This window comes from Psychrobacillus sp. L4 (genome assembly GCF_042944905.1).
GTDB lineage: Bacteria > Bacillota > Bacilli > Bacillales_A > Planococcaceae > Psychrobacillus.
The window spans coordinates 178,454-196,915 of record NZ_CP168496.1; the positions used below are offsets into that span (position 1 = coordinate 178,454).

An 18,462-nucleotide genomic window follows, 5' to 3' on the forward strand; every position below is an offset into this window, starting at 1 on the left:
CTCAAGTGTTAGAAAAAGCACGTCAATTATTACAAACTTATTTTGGATATGATTCGTTTCGAGAAGGACAAGAAACCGTTATAAACTATGTGTTAGAAAACAAAGCGAGTTTATGTGTAATGCCAACTGGAGGAGGCAAATCTCTTTGCTATCAAATTCCTTCTTTAATGTTGGAAGGCACAACAATCGTTATTTCGCCATTGATTTCTCTAATGAAGGATCAAGTCGACACATTATTACAGGCGGGGATTCCAGCTACCTTTATAAATAGTACATTAACTGCTGAAGAAGTAAGAGAAACAATGGAAGAAGTGCAAAATGGGCAATATCGTCTACTTTATATAGCACCGGAACGACTGGAGTCTACAAACTTTTTAAATCAATTAAAGCGCGTTAAAGTGCCATTAATAGCGGTAGATGAAGCGCATTGTATTTCCCAATGGGGACATGATTTCCGACCAAGCTATCGTGCGATTCATCGATTAAAGGAAATTTTTGAGGAAGCGCCAGTTGTACTTGCTTTAACAGCCACCGCTACTCCAGATGTTCGTGCTGATATATGCAGATTGCTTCAAATTAAAGAGGATAATACAGTAATTACAGGATTCGCTCGTTCAAATTTATCTTTTTCGGTTGTACTAGGACAAGATAAAAATAGATTTTTGAAAGATTTTATTAAAAAGAACACTCAAGAAGTCGGTATTATTTATGCAGCTACTAGAAAAACGGTCGATTTACTCTACGAATTGTTAATAAAGTCAGGAGTCCGCGCTGCAAAATATCATGCAGGTCTTCCAGAAGCATTTCGAAATAAAGAGCAGGAGCGGTTTCTAACGGATGAAGCGCAAGTAATGGTTGCAACGAATGCCTTCGGAATGGGTATTGATAAATCGAATGTACGTTATGTCATTCATTATCAGCTTCCGAAAAATATGGAAAGCTATTATCAAGAGGCAGGAAGAGCTGGACGAGACGGTTTACCGAGTGAGTGCGTCGTTTTATATGCTTCACAAGATGTACAGACACAACGATTTTTAATAGACCAAGCGTTGGATCGTGAAAGAATTCCGCAAGAATTGGAAAAGCTACAAGGAATGGTCGATTATTGTCATACGGAAAATTGTTTACAACAGTTTATCGTGTATTATTTTGGAGAACCAAACGGAGAACCATGTGGTCGATGTGGAAATTGCACGGATAAAAGGGAAATGTCAGATGTTACAAAAGAAGTGCAGATGGTGCTTTCCTGTGTTGTTCGAATGGGTCAGAAATTTGGGAAAACAATTACAGCACAAGTGTTAACCGGTTCACAAAACAAAAAAGTAATGGATTTCGGATTTACCAAATTATCTACGTACGGAATATTAAAAAACAAGTCGTTAAAAGAAGTTTCTGGCTTAATGGAGTTTATGATTTCAGAAGGTTTACTTGCAGTTAAACATGGCAGCTTACCGACCATTTACGTATCGGATGCAGGAAAGGATGTATTACTTGGGAAAAGACAAGTAATGCGTAAAGGAGTAGCAGTAACTAAACAAATCGCGAAGAATGATCCGTTATTTGAAGGTTTAAGAGTGCTTCGGAAAAAACTTGCGGACGAAGCTGGTGTACCACCGTTTGTTATTTTTTCAGATAAAACACTACAAGACATGTGTGTAAAGCGCCCGCAAACCGAAGAAGAATTATTAGATGTTCATGGAGTAGGTGCAAATAAGCAAGAAAAATACGGAAAAGTTTTTCTCGAAGAAATTAATCGTTATAGTACAGTGTAATTTTTGTGGGATACTACGGTTAAATTAGAAGGAACATTAATTTTCTTCGCGTCTTCAGTAGAAATTTCGACAATAACTGACTGCTCTAAAATTTTGAAAATAGTACCATGAACTTCATGATCATTACGTGTAAAAGAGATTTTCTCATCAATTGACCGTGCTGCTACGAAGTCAGAAACTTCTTTTGGTTGTCGTTGGAAACTCATGTGCTAACCTCTTTTCTAGTTTTGTTCACGCAAAAAGCGATATTTCAATTATACCACAGTTAACCTGTTATAATGTGATAATGAGGTTATTTGTCGAAACTTGTTCAACAAAATAGGAAGATAAATATTCAACTGTTAAATTAGATTTAAAGAGGAGATTATGCATAGTGCATTTTAAAGAGTTAAAGTTAGACGAAAAAATATTACGTGCCATCGAACAATTAGGCTATACAGAGCCGACAGAAGTACAACAAAAGGTAATTCCGGTTGCCCTTCAGAAACAAGATATTCTTGTGAAATCTAAAACTGGTAGTGGAAAAACTGCTTCATTTGCGACGCCGTTATGTGAGCTTGTAGATTGGGAAGAAAACAAACCACAAGCATTAGTGCTTACACCAACAAGAGAATTAGCAGTTCAGGTACAGGAAGACATCACGAATATTGGTCGTTATAAGCGAATAAAAGGACTTGCCCTGTACGGGAAATCACCATTTGCTAGACAAAAATTAGCGTTAAAGCAAAAAACACATATCATTGTAGGGACACCAGGACGAGTGTTGGACCATATCGAAAAAGGAACACTTGATGTGTCAAAAATTGAATATCTTGTCATTGATGAAGCAGATGAAATGTTAAATATGGGCTTTTTAGAACAAGTGGAATCGATTATTAAATTATTGCCCAAAGAACGCACAACTATGTTATTTTCCGCAACTTTATCAGACGTGATTAAAAAGTTAAGTAGCAAATACATGAAGCAAGCAGTTTCTATTGAGATAGATGCTGCTGAAGAAAATGCTCCGGATATTGAGCATGTAAAGTATGTTGTGAGGGAGGAACTTAAGTTTTCATTCCTCGAAAAACTGACGATTATCGAAAACCCTGACAGTTGTATCATCTTCTGCCGTACAAAAGACAGAGTGGAACAACTGGTGGATATGTTAGATGAAAAAGGCTATACGGCAGATAAAATTCATGGTGGAATGATGCAGGAAGACCGTTTTGAAGTAATGGATGATTTCCGTCGAGGAGATTTCAGATATTTAATTGCCACAGATGTAGCAGCCCGTGGGATTGATATTGAGGACATCACCCATGTTGTTCATTATGATGTGCCGCTTGAAAAAGAAAGCTATGTCCATCGTACAGGTAGAACAGGACGTGCAGGCCGTAGCGGAAAATCAATTATGCTTGCAACCCCACATGAGGACAAGTTTGTAAAAGAAATTGAAGATTATATTGGCTTTGAGATTCCTACTGGAGCTGAATTGTCTGCAGAAGCAGTAGCGAAAAATCGTGCTGCATTTGATTTGAAAATGCAGGAGCAACCAGAAGTTAAAGAATCCAAAGGTGCACAATTAAACGCAAATATAACAAAACTATATTTTAACGGTGGTAAGAAAAAGAAACTTCGCGCTGTCGATTTCGTCGGAACACTTGCAAAAATAGAGGGAGTTTCCGCTGACGACATCGGTATTATTACAATTCAAGACAATGTCACTTACGTTGAAATACTAAACGGCAAAGGTCCTCTTGTATTAAAAACGATGAGAAACACAACGATTAAAGGTAAATTACTTAAAGTGCATATTGCACATAAATAAAAAAACGGAGAGGGACTAGTTCCTTCTTCGTTTTTATTTTTTTTAGAAAAGAGAAGATTCATTTGAAATGATAAGCACCACATAACCTTGGTGAGTACCACATAACAAGTGGCGAGTGCCACATAACAAGTAGCGAGCACCACATAATCAAGTATGAGTACCACATAGCCCGGTTTGAGTACCACATAAGCAAGTACGAGTAGCACAAAAAGAGCTTGAGGCTAACTTAAACCACAAGCTCATCTTCTATAAATTTTCGATAAGATGACAACATACCATCAGGCAACTTACTTGGTGGGAAAAATTGAAGACTGATCGATTCGTCTCCGTCTGGTGACATAACTCCATTATAATTTCTTGTTTTATACACAGTAGTAACGGAATAGAAAGTATCCCCATTCGCTACTTCAAAATAATAATCAGGTCCAGAGTATACGTGACACAATTCTAACTCTCCGACACATAGCCCCGTCTCCTCTAAAACCTCTCTTCGTGCAGTATCCTCTAGGCTTTCTCCAAGTTCCATTAATCCGCCGGGCAAACCGAAAATTCCAGGAGCTCTTTCTTGTAGTAATACTTCATCTTTATTATTTAAAATGAGCACAACAGATCCTGGAAGTATAAGTGGGCTATGACCAACGTATTTTCGTAATTCTTTGTAGTATTCCATCTATATTATCTTTTCGTGAGCATAATTCTATTATTAGTGTACAATAAAAAATGATAAGATACTTGGTAGAATGAAACTTCAATCAATGAGAATCGTATAACTATTTAAGAAGAAATAAATGGAGGATGTGAACGTTAAGTGGCAAATAAGCGATGGTTTCAAGTAGGTGTAGCAGTACTGCTTACTTTGGTAATAATTTTTATGTTTATGGAAGTTAAAACTATTTTTTCCCCATTAGTTATTATTGGACAAACAATATTTATGCCTTTATTAATAGGGGGAGTCTTATTTTATTTAGCAAGACCATTACAAAAATGGTTAGAGTCAATGAAGTTTCCGAGATGGGCAAGTATTATTTCTATTTTCATTGCTATTGGTCTAATCGGTTGGGGATTTTATGCACTTGTAGGTCCTCCTCTTACAAAACAAGTGAACTCACTAGTGGAAAATACACCGGAAATTGTGAAAGAAATAGGGGACTTTACAAAATACACTATTTCTCAAAGAGATAGGCTTACGGATCTTCCCGAGCCGATACAAAATACGATAAAAGAAGCAACCGGAAAAATTGATACGATTGCAGCAGTAGCAGGTTCTCTACTTGTGAAATTTGTACAAAGTGTGTTCCAAGGACTATTCTTACTTGTTCTTGTGCCGTTTTTCCTAGTGTATATGCTGAAGGATCATGAAAAATTTGCACCTTTTGTCGCTAATTTTTTTAAAGGTGATAAGAAAACCTGGATTCGAAAAACATTATCGGATGTTGACGATACATTGCGTTCGTATATTCAAGGTCAGTTATTTGTCAGCTTTTTAGTAGGAGTAATGCTGTTTATTGGATATTTTGCGATCGGGCTTAAATATGCACTATTGCTTGCATTATTTGGAATGATGATGAATGTAGTCCCATTTTTAGGACCTTATATTGCACTTGTTCCGGCCTTGATCATTGCATTACTTCAAGAGCCCAAAATGGCCATTTATGTTGCAATTGTTATGCTAGTATCGCAACAAATTGAAAGTAACTTTATCACTCCAAATGTGATGGGGAAATCATTAGATATCCATCCACTAACCGTTATTACGATTATTTTAGCAGCAGGCAATATCGCAGGATTATGGGGAATTATTTTAGGTGTTCCAACTTATGCAGTAGTCAAATCGATCTTAAAAAATATTTACGTTCATAGAGAAGGAATAAAAGATGCTGCCACAGAATCCATATAGGTAGGTGATTTCATGACGTTTAAATCCAAGAGAGATCGGACTTTTATCATCCTAATCATGGTAGCTAGTGTTCTAATTGCATTGGCAACCCTTTTGCCGATAGTAATTGAATTATTTTTTATGGAAGCACCTGATATGATAGCCGTTTGGATAACGCTTGTACTTTTTCTACTGTGTGAAGGATTTATTTTATGGGTTTCCTTAGATATTGAATATACTTTTAAAGAAAATTATTTATTTGTCCGTGGTGGACTGTTCCGAAGTAAAATCCCGTTTGAGGACATAATGAAAGTGAATCCAACATCGAATATTCTCGTTGGATACCGGGTTCTATCCTCAACAGATGCTCTAGAGATTCATTATAAAAATGCGATCATGGGAAGTGTAATTATCTCACCTGAAAATCGAGAAGAATTTTTGAAGATTTTATTAGAAAAGGCCCCACATATTCATATTGTGAAATGAGGTTAAGGCTAATGAATAATGACAATTTCAATCGACCAAGTAATGATTTAATCGGAGACATATTAAAGAGTTATGAAAAGACTGGTGGCATGAGTAATTTAAAGGGTCAAGGTAAGCCACTGCCAGATGAATATTTTTCGGGAGATGTATTTCAACACTTTCAAAAAATCGCAAAGGATGCAGGATTTAAGCCACATTGGTTAAAATTGCAGCATGAGATTCGAGATGAATTAAAGGACATTGCTGAGAAATACGCAAGCGGTCAAAAAAACGAGTTGCAATTCCGAGTAACGAAAGTAAATGAAAAGATTATTGCATACAATAAAACCTGTCCACCTCCAATGCAAAAAGGAACGGTCAGATTAGAATCAATCGAAGCAGCAAGTAATAGGTGGTAAAAAATATAAACAGTGTCTCTTTTCGTAGAGGCACTGTTTTTTATATTGACGAGATGTTATCTATTAATTTAAGATACAATTGAGTTAACTAGTTATTATTATGTGTTTACTTAATTAACTTAGGGGGAAATAGAATGAGAAATGAACGATTGAAAATGATGATTGTAGCTGCTCTATTCGCTGCAATTATTGCGGTTGCAGCGCAGATTATGATTAATATACCACCAGTACCGTTTACGTTAATGACGATTGCAGTCATGCTAACAGCAACTATTCTTGGGAAAAAATTTGGAACAATAGCAGTGACTATCTATGTATTGATGGGTGTAGTTGGTATACCTGTTTTTGCAGGAATGACGAGTGGATTAGGAATTATTATAGGCCCAACCGGTGGATATCTCATAGCCATTATACCTGCCGCTTTATTTATAGGTTGGTATCTTGAAAAACTTGGATATACAAAAGTACAAGCAATTATTGCGAATATAATTGCAGTTTTTATAATATTAATTATTGGAACAATTTGGTTGAAATTTGTAGCAGCACTTCCATGGGATGGGGCTTTTAAAGGAGGTATGCTCCCATTTATCTTGCCAGATCTTGCAAAAGCGATCGTTGCCGCATTGTTAGCAGTTATCATTAGAACTCGTTTAGTCACTGCAAAATTATTATAAAAAACAAGCTCCGAGTTGTTCGGAGCTTGTTTCTTGTTATTAGGGGTATCGTTCTTCACTTAAAGAACGACTTTTGGTGTGGTGGTGGTAGTTTTCGTCTTGCACTTTCATATTGAGTTCTTCCACTTGAATGGCATCTACGGTTTGCATATCTTCATGCATATCGAATAGACTTTCTTTGGTAGTTCGTACACCATCTGGATTGTCCAGAAATGGACCTTTAGCATCCTTACGAACTTTATTATTCATTCTTAACCATGTTTAAGAGCATATGGCTAAGTGCATGTTGTTGCTCTTTGTCTCCATTTTTCCATAACTCTTGCAGAAGATATTGTTCACGATTTCGTGGTTCTTCATGCTTCGCTAAATAGCCAGCCACTTTTTCTGTTGCTTTTGCTAATACCTCTTCACTTAAGCCCATTTTTTCTCCAGCAGCTACCTTGCCTGCCAAATAGGACTTAAAAGAAGAAAAGTTTTTTAAGATTTCTTCTTTTTCTTCTGTACCGATACTATTTAACTTATTCTCAACGCGTTCCTCTATTTTGTTTCCCAAGCTTCCTCACTCCTTTAAAATTAGACTCTTATTAGCTATTCCCAAAGGATGATTAAACATGCATGAAAAAAAATTTAAAGTTAGTTTGGACAGAATCCACATTTTTGTAGTCCAGGAATGTCTTTTGAAAAACAGCATGTTGTTCGGACCGGGGTGTTTATTAGTTGTGCGGGATTTTTTCCTTTTAAATAATTTGATAAAGACGATTTTGTCGTAAATTTTTTCCACATCTCGTCATCTTGAAGTAGTTTCCAATCTATTTTAGCTTGCTCAGCAATTACTGGATTATCTAAAAAAACGTAGTAATGCCAAAACAAATAACCAAACACATTTTCCCAAAGTGTCAAAGGGGAGATGCTGCATTGTGCTCGAAGTTGTTGGATGATTGGATAGCATTGATGCTCCCAAACAAGTTGAATATCTTCTGCTCGATGTTCTTTTACATCTCGAAAGTATTCTGCCGGTATATACGTGCTAATTGTCTTGTTGTTATACTCGGTTGTTACAAAAAATTGTAATGATTCAAGTGGTCCATCCCAAATTTCATCATACATAGTCATCATATAAAACTGCATGGAGATGAACATTCCAACTCTTCGCATAAAAAAGGATGCAGCAATTGGATCATTCGGTGCCTGGGAAATTAGCTTAATCATCGGAAGTGCATTATCCACGTTTTTTGCATGAAAAATGGGTATTCCAGTTGTTTCCAAATATACACTGTAATTATTAAGTTGTCGGATTTGATCGTTCGTTAAAGTTGTCATATAAATAGTATACAATTTTTTTAGAAATAAGTTGACATTTTAAATGAAAATGATTATCATTACCATATAGAAACTTACTCTTAATGTGAGAAGGTTCTTAACAGCGACTTTTCTCCAAATTGTAGCTGATTAATCGCACACTTAACCCCCTCAACGTTGAGTTAGTGCATTCATGTATATCGGTAGCCAAAAATGGTTGCCGATTTTTTTGTGAGGATTAATAATTTGATTGTTTTGTGCAATTCTTCACTAATTCTGTGCAACCTTTCACTAAATTGACTTTAAAAATTTTAGTGCCTATAATCTTGAGAATATACAGCTGGGTAGGTATGGAGTACCTAACTTTGCTTATAGTAGAGATAGAGGCTACTAAAAATAGAAGGAGGAGAAGTGAGAAAATGGATTTAAAGACACAAGCATTAAATATGCATCGGAGTTATAAAGGGAAAATGGAGATGATTTCAAAGGTTCCTATAGAGAGTATGGTGGATTTAAGTTTAGCTTATTCTCCTGGAGTGGCAGAACCTTGTTTGGAAATAAAAAATAATCCTTCTACCATTTATGACTATACGATGAAGGGTAATCTGGTAGGAGTTGTGACTGATGGGACAGCTGTTTTAGGATTGGGTGATATCGGCCCAAAAGCAGCTTTACCAGTAATGGAAGGAAAGGCAATTTTATTAAAAAGATTTGCGAATGTCGACGCTTTTCCAATTTGTCTAGATACAAAGGATATAGATGAGATTGTGCAAATTGTAAAAGCATTAAGCCCGACATTTGGAGCGATAAATTTAGAAGATATTTCAGCTCCTCGATGCTTTGAAATTGAAGACCGTCTTCGTCAAGAACTAGATATACCGGTATTTCATGATGATCAGCATGGAACAGCTATTGTAGTTGGGGCAGGACTCCAAAATGCAGTAAAAATTGTTCGGAAAGAGATTCCTTCATTGAAAGTAGTGATTAATGGTGCTGGAGCAGCGGGAATGGCTATTTTAAGAGTTCTTCAACAACTTGGGTATCAGCATATTATTATGTGTGATTCGACCGGCATTATTTACGAGGGTCGAAAAGAAGGTATGAACCCAATTAAAGAAGCTATTGCGAGTACTACGAATCCACTTGGTTTAAAAGGATCATTAAAAGATGCAATGGATGAAGCAGATGTATTTATCGGTGTTTCTGTAGCTAATCTTTTAACGAGAGAAATGATTGATGCGATGAACGCTGATCCTATCATTTTTGCTTTAGCAAATCCGAATCCTGAAATTGCATATGATTTAGCGAAAGAGTGGGGTGTCCGAGTTATTGCAACTGGACGTTCTGATCATCCGAACCAAGTGAATAATGTTTTAGCTTTTCCAGGAATTTTCAGAGGAGCACTAGATGTACGAGCAACGGATATTAACGAGGAAATGAAGCTAGCTGCCGTTCAAGCAATTGCTTCACTTATTGATGCGAGTGAATTACGAGAAGACTACATCATTCCGGATGCGTTTGATGAAAGAGTAGTAAGTGCGGTTGCAAAAGCGGTTAGTGATGCTGCAATTAAATCGGGTGTCTCCGTTTTATTTCAACAAGAATTGAAAGAAGTATAAACATAGCAAAACGTTCTAAGAGGAAAGTGCCTCGAGGGAACGTTTTTTTATTGGAAACTTTTCTTCCGGTCAAACGTAAAGTTAGGTACATCAAGAAAAGAGGGGATTCAAATGGACGTACGCGAATTTTATGTATCATTATCACCAAAAGCAGCGCTGGACATTTTGCAAGGGTCTATCGTACAAGGAAGTATTTCGGGAGCAATTGTAGACGTGTATGAACGCGTTGTTGGCGAGCAGCAAGTCATTGTATGTGTTTTAGAAAAATACTATATGCGAACGAGTAATCGTGCTTCATTAACTATCACGCTCGATAATTTGGAGAATAATACGAAAGTACATGCTGCTTCATCCGGTGCAGGGCAAGGAGTATTTATCCGCTTTGACTGGGGAGCGGGAGGAAGTTTTGTAAATAGTGTGGAAAAAGCGCTAGAAGAATATAGAATATAAATAAAAAGTGCAGTATTATGATCACTCATAACTCTGCACTTTTTATTATTTGGTTTTCAAGGCCTTTTTCGTATTCAAAACTTTCGTATAGTAACTATGTAAAAACATTCCTAGAATAATAACGCCAAGGCCAATTAGTGCAATTGGTGCTGGCAAAGGAACATGGAGCAAAAACATTTCGCCAATAATAACGAAAATAATTTCAGTGGACTGGGTTGCTTCTACAGCCGCAAGTTTACCTTGATGATTCCGAACACGATCCGTTGCCATAAAGAATAAAATGGTTGCGACAACTCCGGAGCTGATAGCGACAATTAAAGATTGAACAACTTGAGCTAAGGAAGGTAAGCCAACCGTTAAAATTGCGTAAATTGCCAATAAAATCCAAGCAGGCATTGAAGCAATGGTCATGCCTAAAACGCGCTGAAATGTATCTAGTCTACCCTCTAAATGTCCCATCATTTTCCGATTTCCTAACGGATAAGCAAAGGATGCAACGATTACAGGTAGTATCCCTAAAAGGATCATGTTCATATGAACGGATTCTGTATTTGGAATTTGTATAAGAATGATTCCTATTAAAATAACAAGTGATATAAAAAGCGAGACTAAAGGGATTTTTTGTTTAATCATTCGCTTCTCGATTTTCAGGGTGAATAATGGTGCAAGGAGAACACCTGCTACAATTGTAAATTGCCACATACCTGATATTAACCAGCCTGGTCCGTAAGCTGCCGCAAAAGTTAGTGGTGCGTAAAATAACACAAAACCAACGAAGCTCCAAACTAGCCATGGAACAGGAGCAGTTTTTAATTCCTTAAACGTTGTAGATAATCCTTTTCGATAAAAGACAATGATGAATAAAAAAGGGACCATAAAAAAATATCGGAGGGAAGAGCTCCAAAGCCAGCTTCCTCCTGATATTTCCATTGAACGATTAAGTATAAAGGTTACCGCAAAAAATAATGAGGCTAAAACACCAAGTAAAATTTCGCGCACATGAGCACCTACTTAAGCTTGTTTTTCGAACGATTGGATAATGCCTTTCACGACTTCCGTTGCTTTTTCCATCACGTCTACTGAGATGAATTCATATTTCCCGTGATAATTTTCTCCACCTGTAAACACGTTTGGAGTAGGCATTCCCATGTAAGAAAGCTGAGATCCATCCGTACCACCGCGAACTGGAATGATAAGTGGTTCAATATCTAATGAAACCATAACATCTCTTGCTACATCTACAATTTCCATAACAGGTGTAATTTTTTCACCCATATTATAGTACTGGTCAATTAATTCAACCGAAACAGCATCTTCACCGCATTCTGCATTAACTTTTGCTGCAGTATCTAGGAATAATTGCTTTTTCGCTTCAAATTTTTCACGATCATGATCACGGATTATATAGCTAAGTTCTGTTTTCTCCACATCACCATTAAAATTCATCAAATGGATAAACCCTTCATAGCCATCTGTTTTTTCTGGAACCGAGTCTGTTGGCATATGGGATTGGAATTTTGTAGCTATTGTAATAGAGTTCACCATTTTTCCTTTTGCAGAACCGGGATGCACGCTTGTGCCATTCGTTACAACTTTAACACCCGCTGCATTGAAGCTTTCAAATTGCAATTCGCCAAGTGGACCTCCATCCATCGTATAAGCAAACTTTGCGCCAAATGCTTCCACGTCAAATTTATGTGGACCACGTCCGATTTCTTCATCTGGAGTAAATGCAACACGAATTTTTCCGTGTTTTACTTCTGGATTTTGAACGAAGTATTCCATTGCCGTCATAATAATCGCGATACCTGCTTTATCGTCGGCACCTAAAAGTGTAGTACCATCCGTTGTCAAAAGTGTATGTCCAACGTAATTTTTAAGTTCTGGAAAATCTTTCACAGTCATCAAAGTCGATGCATTTAGAGTGATATCTTGTCCGTCATAGCTATCGATACGTTGAGGATTTACATTTTTACCTGTGTAATCCGTTGCAGTATCAACATGTGCCAAAAATCCAATTGTCGAAAGATCTTTTTCAGTATTGGAAGGCAATGTAGCAAATAAATAACCGTTTTCATCTAAAGTGATTTCTTCCAACCCTACTTCAGCTAATTCTTTTTCTAATACATGAAGCAAATCCCATTGTCCAGCAGTCGTTGGGCAAGTAATACTTGCTGCATCTGATTGTGTGTCTATTTTTGCGTAGCGTGTTAAACGCTCGATTAATGTTTCTTTCATGAGAATAAATCCCCTTTCAAATTATAAAGCATACGCTTATTTTAACAGATTCTTTCGATTTGCGGAATAATAGGTATGAATACTATAAGCAAATAAGAACTGTGCTCCGTAATAGGAAATCATAATAAGGGCATCCGAAAAAGGAACATCTATAATAAATCGATTAATGGCAAGCACTGAATCCGAAAACATAAATAAAATGGCACCAATAATCGCAAATTTATTAGCTGTTTGAAAAGCATTCCAGCCCATTAACAAAATAACGACAATATAAAGGATAACTGCAAAAGCTAAAATAGTTTCTCCACTAGTCCAAAGAGTTCCGGCAATCCAGATAGCCATAGCAATTCCATACACAATCAGAAGTACCGCAGCCCACTTTGGAATAGTTGCCGTTTTAATATGACGGAACGCAACAATATACCAAATATGCCCGATTAAAAATGTAATAAGGCCAACAATAAACCAATAAATCAAACCATCCGCAAGCATACATATAAAGAGTCCAGTCATAATAAGTATTTTATATTTTTTGGACTCTCCAGCAGATTGCTTAAATGCAAGCAAAATAATCAATAGCATTGGGATAAGTTTAAATATTATTTTTGCGGATACTGGATCCGCTGGAATGAAGAAAATATAAATAATCGCCATAACCGCTATAAAAACGCTAATAATTTTTTCCCACATAAAAGTAATGACACCCCTTTTATTTTATATTCGTTATTGGTAGAAAATATCCTGCAATAGTATATGCGAATATAAAATAAAAAAAGAACAAGCACTAGCCAATGCTTGTTCTTTAAATCAATTAGTATTCAGGTGGATTGTAAGTTACATACGTTCCGGCAATAAAGTCGTGAATTGCTCGCTTATCCTCACGTAGACCTATCATGAACGCACTAACAATCAAACCGACTCCGAAAGTGAAAATATATACAAGACCACCAACTACAACTCGTAAAATCATCGCACCATAACCGAGTTTCGAGCCATCTACTTTGACGATTCGGATACCCAACATTTTCTTTCCAACGGTAAACCCGTACCATAAAACGGGAACAATTAAAGTATAAATGACATTCCCAAAGCTAGTGATCGGTGTTTCCTCCCAATCACCAACAAGAAGATAGCTAATAATAGCTAATGGAATCCCGATTATCAAACTATCTAGAAGGTTTGCAGCAAATCGTATCCAAAAACCGGCAGGATTCAGCATGTTATAACCTCCTTTCATTGTTTATAGAGAAGAGTCATCCACACTATTCAAATATTCTTCTATTGAACCAATAACCGATTCCACACAACCTTCTTCAAATGGAGATATTAAGTTTGCATCCGTTACTAATTTAGTAAAAGACTTCGAGCCGCCTAACTGGCAAAGGTGTAAATAATCCTTCCAAGCCCCTTCGTGATCTTCTCTTGAACGTTTCCAAAATTGGAATGCACAAATTTGAGCTAAAGTGTAGTCAATATAATAGAACGGGCTAGCATAGATATGCCCTTGGCGTTGCCAGAAAGCACCCGCTTCTAAGTAACTATTTCCTTCATAATCGCGGTGAGGTAAATAAATTTCCTCTATTTTTTTCCAAGCAGCTTTACGTTCAGCAGGAGTCATTTCCGGATTTTCATACACAACATGTTGGAATTCATCCACTGCGACCCCATAAGGCAAGAACAGAAGTCCGCTGCTTAAATGTGCGAATTTATATTTGTCTGTTTGTTCTTTAAAGAATAATTCCATCCATGGCCATGTGAAAAACTCCATACTCATCGAGTGGATTTCACAAGATTCAAATGTAGGCCAAACGTATTCAGGAATCCCAATGTTACGGCTCGTAAACACCTGGAATGCATGACCCGCTTCATGTGTTAACACATCGATATCTCCAGAAGTTCCATTAAAGTTAGAGAAAATATAAGGAGACTCATAGTTATCGATAAATGTACAATATCCTCCAGATTCCTTCCCTTTCTTCGCTACTAAATCCATCAAATCACGGTCAATCATAAACTGGAAGAACTCAGCCGTTTCAGGTGATAACTCTTCATACATTTTCTTCCCGTTGTCCACAATCCACTCAGGAGATCCTTGTGGTGTAGCATTTCCGGTTAAGAATTTAAGTGACTCATCGTAAAACTTTAGGTCATTGATTCCAATACGCTTCGCTTGACGTTCGTATAACTTTGTTGCAACAGGCACGATAAAATCACGTACTTGATCACGGAATTTTTTCACCATTTCTGCATTGTAATCGATACGGTTCATACGAATATATCCAAGCTCCACAAAGTTTTTATATCCTAGTTTAGTTGCAATTTCATGACGAACTTTTACAAGCTGATCATAAATATCATCGAACTTCACTTCATGATCCTGGAAGAAACTCGCTCTTGTTTCCATTGCCTTCTTACGCACATCTCGATCTGTCGATTCTGAATATGGTCCAAGCTGGGCAAGTGTCAATGTTTCTCCATTAAATTCTACTTGTGCAGAAGCAACGAGCTTCGAATAGTCAGAAGCCAATTTGTTTTCCTTCTGCATTAGAGAAATCACTTCAGAAGAAAAGGCTTTTATTTGAAAGTCAGCAAGGTCAAATAGCTGGCTACCCCATTTTTCTTCTAATTCATTTCGGAAAGGTGAAGCGACAAGTGCTTTGTAATATTCCGTAACGAGCTCTTCAACTTCTGGACTTACTTCATCAAAATAATCTCGTTCTTTTTGATAATATTCATCATTCGTATCAATGGATGCGCGAATGTATACCAAATTAGCGTGGGTTGAAAAATCATTACGAAGTGCATTTAGTTCTTCAATCGTTGCACTTTGCTCCTCCACAGAAGATGCTTCCTTAAATTTTGTTAAAGTCTCATGAAACTTTACTTTGTCTTCGTCTAAATTTGGTCGTTTATATTCATAATCTTTAAATGTTACCAATGAATTTCTCCTCCTGGTCGTTTCTTCGTAATACGAAACGTTCTCATTTCCATTGTTCATTATTTTCTGATATATTGCAACTATAATTTTACAATTGATTTTTAATAGACAATAAGTTAATATGTCTATAAAATGATAAACAAAAGAAGGTTGTGTTTGTTCAATGGAAATATTGGAGTTATTTTGGAATGTAAATGCAGAACAACTGAAAGTCGGGTATATAGAAGAAGGCGAATCTTTTGTTTGCCTATTATGTAGAGAAACGATTGAAAAAGGTATTATTTACCCTGCAGAAAATTTACTATTTGAGGCGGAACGTTATATGAAACGACATATCGAGACGGAGCATGGATCAGTATTTCATTATCTAATTGGTCTCAATAAAAAACTTACGGGATTAACAGATCATCAAAGTAGTTTGCTTCGATTATTTTATGAAGGTAAAAGTGATGCGGAAATACAAACAGAACTGAACATCGGCAGTAGTTCAACAATTAGAAATCATCGTTTTGTCTTAAAGGAAAAAGAGCGCCAAGCGAAAATATTTTTCACTATGATGGAATTATTGAAAGAAAAAGATGACCATGCCCCAACATTTCTACCTCTTCATAAAACGGCAACAATGGTAGATGACCGTTACAATATATCGAAAGAAGAGCAAGCGGACGTAGAAAAGAAATTTTTCCCTGTAGGGGTTGATGGTCCACTAATAAAATTCCCGAAGAAAGAAAAACAAAAACTAGCAATTCTGCGAGTCATCATCAAACGATTTGAGCAAGAAAAAACATACAGTGAAAAAGAAATAAATGAAGTACTAAAAAATGTATATGCTGACTTCGTCACATTAAGACGCTATCTTATCGAATATGGATTTTTAGATAGAAAAGATGACGGTAGCGCGTACTGGGTGAAAAACTAAAGTAGAGGATGGAGTAAATTGGATCGCAAAAAAGAATTGAAACAAGCATACAAAGAAGTAAAAGTGGAATGTGGAATTTATGTCATCACAAATAAAGAAAACGGTAAAAAATTCGTTGCATCTACACGAAACTTCAAAACGTTAAACGGTGCGAAATTCACCTTAGAAACAGGGACGCATACAAATCGAATGCTCCAAGAAGATTGGAACCAATTCGGAAAAGATGCATTTGAAATTGAGAAAGTGGAAATCCATAAAGCGTCGGAAAACCAATTTATCGATGAAAAGAAAGAACTCGAAAAGTTACTAAGCAAATGGATCGAACAACTGCAACCATTTGGGGATAAAGGTTATCATACTTAAGAAATTGGCATGAAAAAGACTTCTTTATCCAGAGAAGTCTTTTAATAAACCAGAAGAATGAAACTAAAACAGTTACCAATGTGTCCGACCGAAGCAATCCAGATACGAACGAGTGCAATCCGCCTAGATCCAAGAGCCCCATGTCCGTCCGAGAGCAAATCAGCCGCATCCGAGAGAAATCCAGGTACGAACGAGAGCAATCCACCTGCATCTGGGAGCAACCCAATCCACATCATCGTAACAAAAATAACTCCGAACAAGCTCGGAGTCATTTCCCTACAATATATATTTTCAAAAGCGCCGCCCGTTCACGCAACCTTAATCTCATTTCCACGCTTTTCGGAGTCTTTGCTGCCACGACATCTGCATCCCAATTCATTTGTTTAGCAAGTATTTTTGCTCGATGTAAGTGGTAGTCACTTGTAATAATTGTCACGGACGTTACATTATCGGGGAGTAACTCTTGCGAAAATAGCAAGTTTTCATAAGTAGAAGTCGACTGATCTTCTACGATAAGTCGATCTTCTACTATCCCATTTTCTAAGAGAAAATCCTTCATGTAAACAGCTTCCGCAATATCTTCATCCTGTCCTTGTCCACCAGAGACTAGAAGCTTCACATGTGGATACTCTATTGCATATGCTAGCGCCGAATCTAATCGATACTTTAATGCGAGAGAAGGAATATTTCCTTTTTTCACTTTTGCCCCAAGCACGATAGCATACTCATTCGATCCATTCGCTTTCGGTTCAAGGCCATCATCAATCCATTTATTAGTAAGCAACCAAACGCCAAATCCCCCAGAAGCAATAAAGAATAAAGGAATAAGCACAATCCACCTCATTTTTTTCTTCATTCAAATCACTCATTTCATTCACATAGAAGGCTTCTTTTTCCTTAAAAAGGCTGATATTCTTGGCTCTTCATTAGAAGCCAAACGACGAAAATTTTCGATATGCAAAACTAACGCCATGACGAATAAAAAACTCGCAATAGCAATAGGAACATATCCTTCTGCAAACCAAATAGTCCCGCCCACAAATACAAAGTAAAAAACAAATACACCAATCAATAAATAGTCCGTTAAAAAAGTCGTGCCTATTAATAATAAAAGTCCTATCAGTCCAATAGGCCAATAAATAGCAAACAAAATACCGATAATTGAAGCAGTTCCTTTTCCACCTTTAAACCCAGTGTAAATGGGAAAGTTATGACCTAAAATAACAGCGGCTCCTGCTAAATAAAGTAATAAGTCTTGTTCTACATCTGAAAATAAAGCAAAATGCTGCATGAAAAAGCGGGTACCAATAATAACGAATACCCCTTTCAGAATATCGATCAATGCAACCAAAACCCCATATTTCATTCCGAGAACAATGGCCGCGTTGGAAGCGCCAGAGTTTTTAAGACCTTCATTTTTAATATTGACTCCACTAAAAAACTGAGCAACCTTTGAACCATGAATTGCTCCGACTAAATAGCTAATAATTAATACACAAACAATCCAAACTAGCATTAAACCACCCCCATAAAATTCCTCTAATACATTTAACGTTTGAATAATAAAGAAGTTTCAGAATTTTATATAAAACACTTGACTACGAGATAAAGATAATCATA

The 18,462-nt window shown here is 36.8% G+C and carries 22 protein-coding genes; 10 read left to right on the forward strand and 12 right to left on the reverse strand.

Going from position 1 to position 18,462, the window contains the following annotated elements; all coding sequences use genetic code 11:
* Positions 1–5: 5 nt before the first annotated feature.
* Complete coding sequence (recQ, locus tag ACEPXG_RS00935) at positions 6–1,772, forward strand: DNA helicase RecQ (RefSeq protein ID WP_391206435.1); 1,767 nt, start codon at positions 6–8, stop codon at positions 1,770–1,772.
* Here recQ and ACEPXG_RS00940 read toward each other — a convergent pair.
* Positions 1,757–1,978: a DUF2187 family protein gene (locus tag ACEPXG_RS00940; RefSeq protein ID WP_151698452.1), complete on the reverse strand. Its 222-nt coding sequence runs from the start codon at positions 1,976–1,978 to the stop codon at positions 1,757–1,759. The two genes, recQ and ACEPXG_RS00940, sit on opposite strands and share 16 nt — an antisense overlap.
* Before the next feature lie 164 nt (positions 1,979–2,142).
* Here ACEPXG_RS00940 and ACEPXG_RS00945 point away from each other — a divergent pair, with 164 nt between their 5' ends.
* Complete coding sequence (locus tag ACEPXG_RS00945; RefSeq protein WP_391209716.1) at positions 2,143–3,582, forward strand: DEAD/DEAH box helicase; 1,440 nt, start codon at positions 2,143–2,145, stop codon at positions 3,580–3,582.
* 226 nt (positions 3,583–3,808) lie between these two features.
* Here the strand turns inward: ACEPXG_RS00945 and ACEPXG_RS00950 are convergent, their stop codons facing one another.
* Positions 3,809–4,252 (reverse strand): NUDIX hydrolase, encoded by a 444-nt coding sequence (locus tag ACEPXG_RS00950; RefSeq protein WP_391206438.1) that lies wholly within the window; start codon positions 4,250–4,252, stop codon positions 3,809–3,811.
* Between the two features lie 138 nt (positions 4,253–4,390).
* On the opposite strand from ACEPXG_RS00950, the gene ACEPXG_RS00955 reads away from it, so the two are divergent.
* The 4 genes from ACEPXG_RS00955 (at position 4,391) to ACEPXG_RS00970 (ending at position 7,016) form a co-directional block, all read left to right on the forward strand.
* A complete protein-coding gene (locus tag ACEPXG_RS00955; protein ID WP_391206442.1) occupies positions 4,391–5,479 on the forward strand; it encodes an AI-2E family transporter in 1,089 nt (362 codons plus the stop codon).
* Between the two features lie 12 nt (positions 5,480–5,491).
* Positions 5,492–5,944: a PH domain-containing protein gene (locus ACEPXG_RS00960; protein WP_391206445.1), complete on the forward strand. Its 453-nt coding sequence runs from the start codon at positions 5,492–5,494 to the stop codon at positions 5,942–5,944.
* Between the two features lie 11 nt (positions 5,945–5,955).
* On the forward strand, positions 5,956–6,342 hold the full coding sequence (locus tag ACEPXG_RS00965) for a DnaJ family domain-containing protein (protein ID WP_391206448.1): 387 nt from the start codon (positions 5,956–5,958) through the stop codon (positions 6,340–6,342).
* Between the two features lie 134 nt (positions 6,343–6,476).
* Positions 6,477–7,016: a biotin transporter BioY gene (locus tag ACEPXG_RS00970; protein ID WP_391206451.1), complete on the forward strand. Its 540-nt coding sequence runs from the start codon at positions 6,477–6,479 to the stop codon at positions 7,014–7,016.
* Positions 7,017–7,055: 39 nt separating this feature from the next.
* Here the strand turns inward: ACEPXG_RS00970 and ACEPXG_RS00975 are convergent, their stop codons facing one another.
* From ACEPXG_RS00975 to ACEPXG_RS00985, 3 genes are all read right to left on the reverse strand, one after another.
* On the reverse strand, positions 7,056–7,265 hold the full coding sequence (locus ACEPXG_RS00975) for a hypothetical protein (RefSeq protein WP_391119048.1): 210 nt from the start codon (positions 7,263–7,265) through the stop codon (positions 7,056–7,058).
* A complete protein-coding gene (locus ACEPXG_RS00980; protein WP_391206453.1) occupies positions 7,258–7,569 on the reverse strand; it encodes a DUF3243 domain-containing protein in 312 nt (103 codons plus the stop codon). The genes ACEPXG_RS00975 and ACEPXG_RS00980 overlap by 8 nt, the downstream gene beginning before the upstream one ends.
* A gap of 80 nt (positions 7,570–7,649) precedes the next feature.
* Positions 7,650–8,336 carry a hypothetical protein gene (locus ACEPXG_RS00985; RefSeq protein ID WP_391206456.1) on the reverse strand — a complete coding sequence of 229 codons (687 nt, stop codon included), beginning with the start codon at positions 8,334–8,336 and terminating at the stop codon, positions 7,650–7,652.
* Between the two features lie 398 nt (positions 8,337–8,734).
* On the opposite strand from ACEPXG_RS00985, the gene ACEPXG_RS00990 reads away from it, so the two are divergent.
* Entirely contained in the window at positions 8,735–9,934 is a 1,200-nt protein-coding gene (locus ACEPXG_RS00990; protein ID WP_391206459.1) for an NADP-dependent malic enzyme, read from the forward strand.
* Between the two features lie 111 nt (positions 9,935–10,045).
* Positions 10,046–10,384: a DUF6054 family protein gene (locus tag ACEPXG_RS00995; RefSeq protein ID WP_391206462.1), complete on the forward strand. Its 339-nt coding sequence runs from the start codon at positions 10,046–10,048 to the stop codon at positions 10,382–10,384.
* A gap of 45 nt (positions 10,385–10,429) precedes the next feature.
* Here the strand turns inward: ACEPXG_RS00995 and ACEPXG_RS01000 are convergent, their stop codons facing one another.
* From ACEPXG_RS01000 to ACEPXG_RS01020, 5 genes are all read right to left on the reverse strand, one after another.
* Positions 10,430–11,383 (reverse strand): multidrug resistance efflux transporter family protein, encoded by a 954-nt coding sequence (locus ACEPXG_RS01000; RefSeq protein WP_391206464.1) that lies wholly within the window; start codon positions 11,381–11,383, stop codon positions 10,430–10,432.
* 12 nt (positions 11,384–11,395) lie between these two features.
* Complete coding sequence (gene pepT / locus ACEPXG_RS01005; protein ID WP_391206467.1) at positions 11,396–12,622, reverse strand: peptidase T; 1,227 nt, start codon at positions 12,620–12,622, stop codon at positions 11,396–11,398.
* A gap of 36 nt (positions 12,623–12,658) precedes the next feature.
* Positions 12,659–13,312, reverse strand: a complete 654-nt coding sequence (locus tag ACEPXG_RS01010) for a lysoplasmalogenase (RefSeq protein WP_391206470.1) — start codon at positions 13,310–13,312, stop codon at positions 12,659–12,661.
* A 121-nt stretch (positions 13,313–13,433) separates the two neighbouring features.
* Positions 13,434–13,841, reverse strand: coding sequence for an RDD family protein (locus ACEPXG_RS01015; protein WP_391206473.1), 408 nt, complete (start codon positions 13,839–13,841; stop codon positions 13,434–13,436).
* Positions 13,842–13,862: 21 nt separating this feature from the next.
* Positions 13,863–15,560, reverse strand: a complete 1,698-nt coding sequence (locus ACEPXG_RS01020) for a M3 family oligoendopeptidase (RefSeq protein ID WP_391206475.1) — start codon at positions 15,558–15,560, stop codon at positions 13,863–13,865.
* A 163-nt stretch (positions 15,561–15,723) separates the two neighbouring features.
* Here ACEPXG_RS01020 and ACEPXG_RS01025 point away from each other — a divergent pair, with 163 nt between their 5' ends.
* The gene (locus ACEPXG_RS01025) at positions 15,724–16,479 is read left to right on the forward strand and encodes a DUF2087 domain-containing protein (protein ID WP_391206478.1); all 756 of its coding nucleotides are present in this window, start codon (positions 15,724–15,726) and stop codon (positions 16,477–16,479) included.
* An 18-nt stretch (positions 16,480–16,497) separates the two neighbouring features.
* Positions 16,498–16,842 (forward strand): GIY-YIG nuclease family protein, encoded by a 345-nt coding sequence (locus ACEPXG_RS01030; protein WP_391206481.1) that lies wholly within the window; start codon positions 16,498–16,500, stop codon positions 16,840–16,842.
* A 268-nt stretch (positions 16,843–17,110) separates the two neighbouring features.
* Here the strand turns inward: ACEPXG_RS01030 and ACEPXG_RS01035 are convergent, their stop codons facing one another.
* On the reverse strand, positions 17,111–17,698 hold the full coding sequence (locus tag ACEPXG_RS01035) for a YdcF family protein (protein ID WP_391206483.1): 588 nt from the start codon (positions 17,696–17,698) through the stop codon (positions 17,111–17,113).
* 18 nt (positions 17,699–17,716) lie between these two features.
* Positions 17,717–18,358 carry a glycerol-3-phosphate acyltransferase gene (locus ACEPXG_RS01040; RefSeq protein ID WP_391206486.1) on the reverse strand — a complete coding sequence of 214 codons (642 nt, stop codon included), beginning with the start codon at positions 18,356–18,358 and terminating at the stop codon, positions 17,717–17,719.
* Positions 18,359–18,462: the final 104 nt, after the last annotated feature.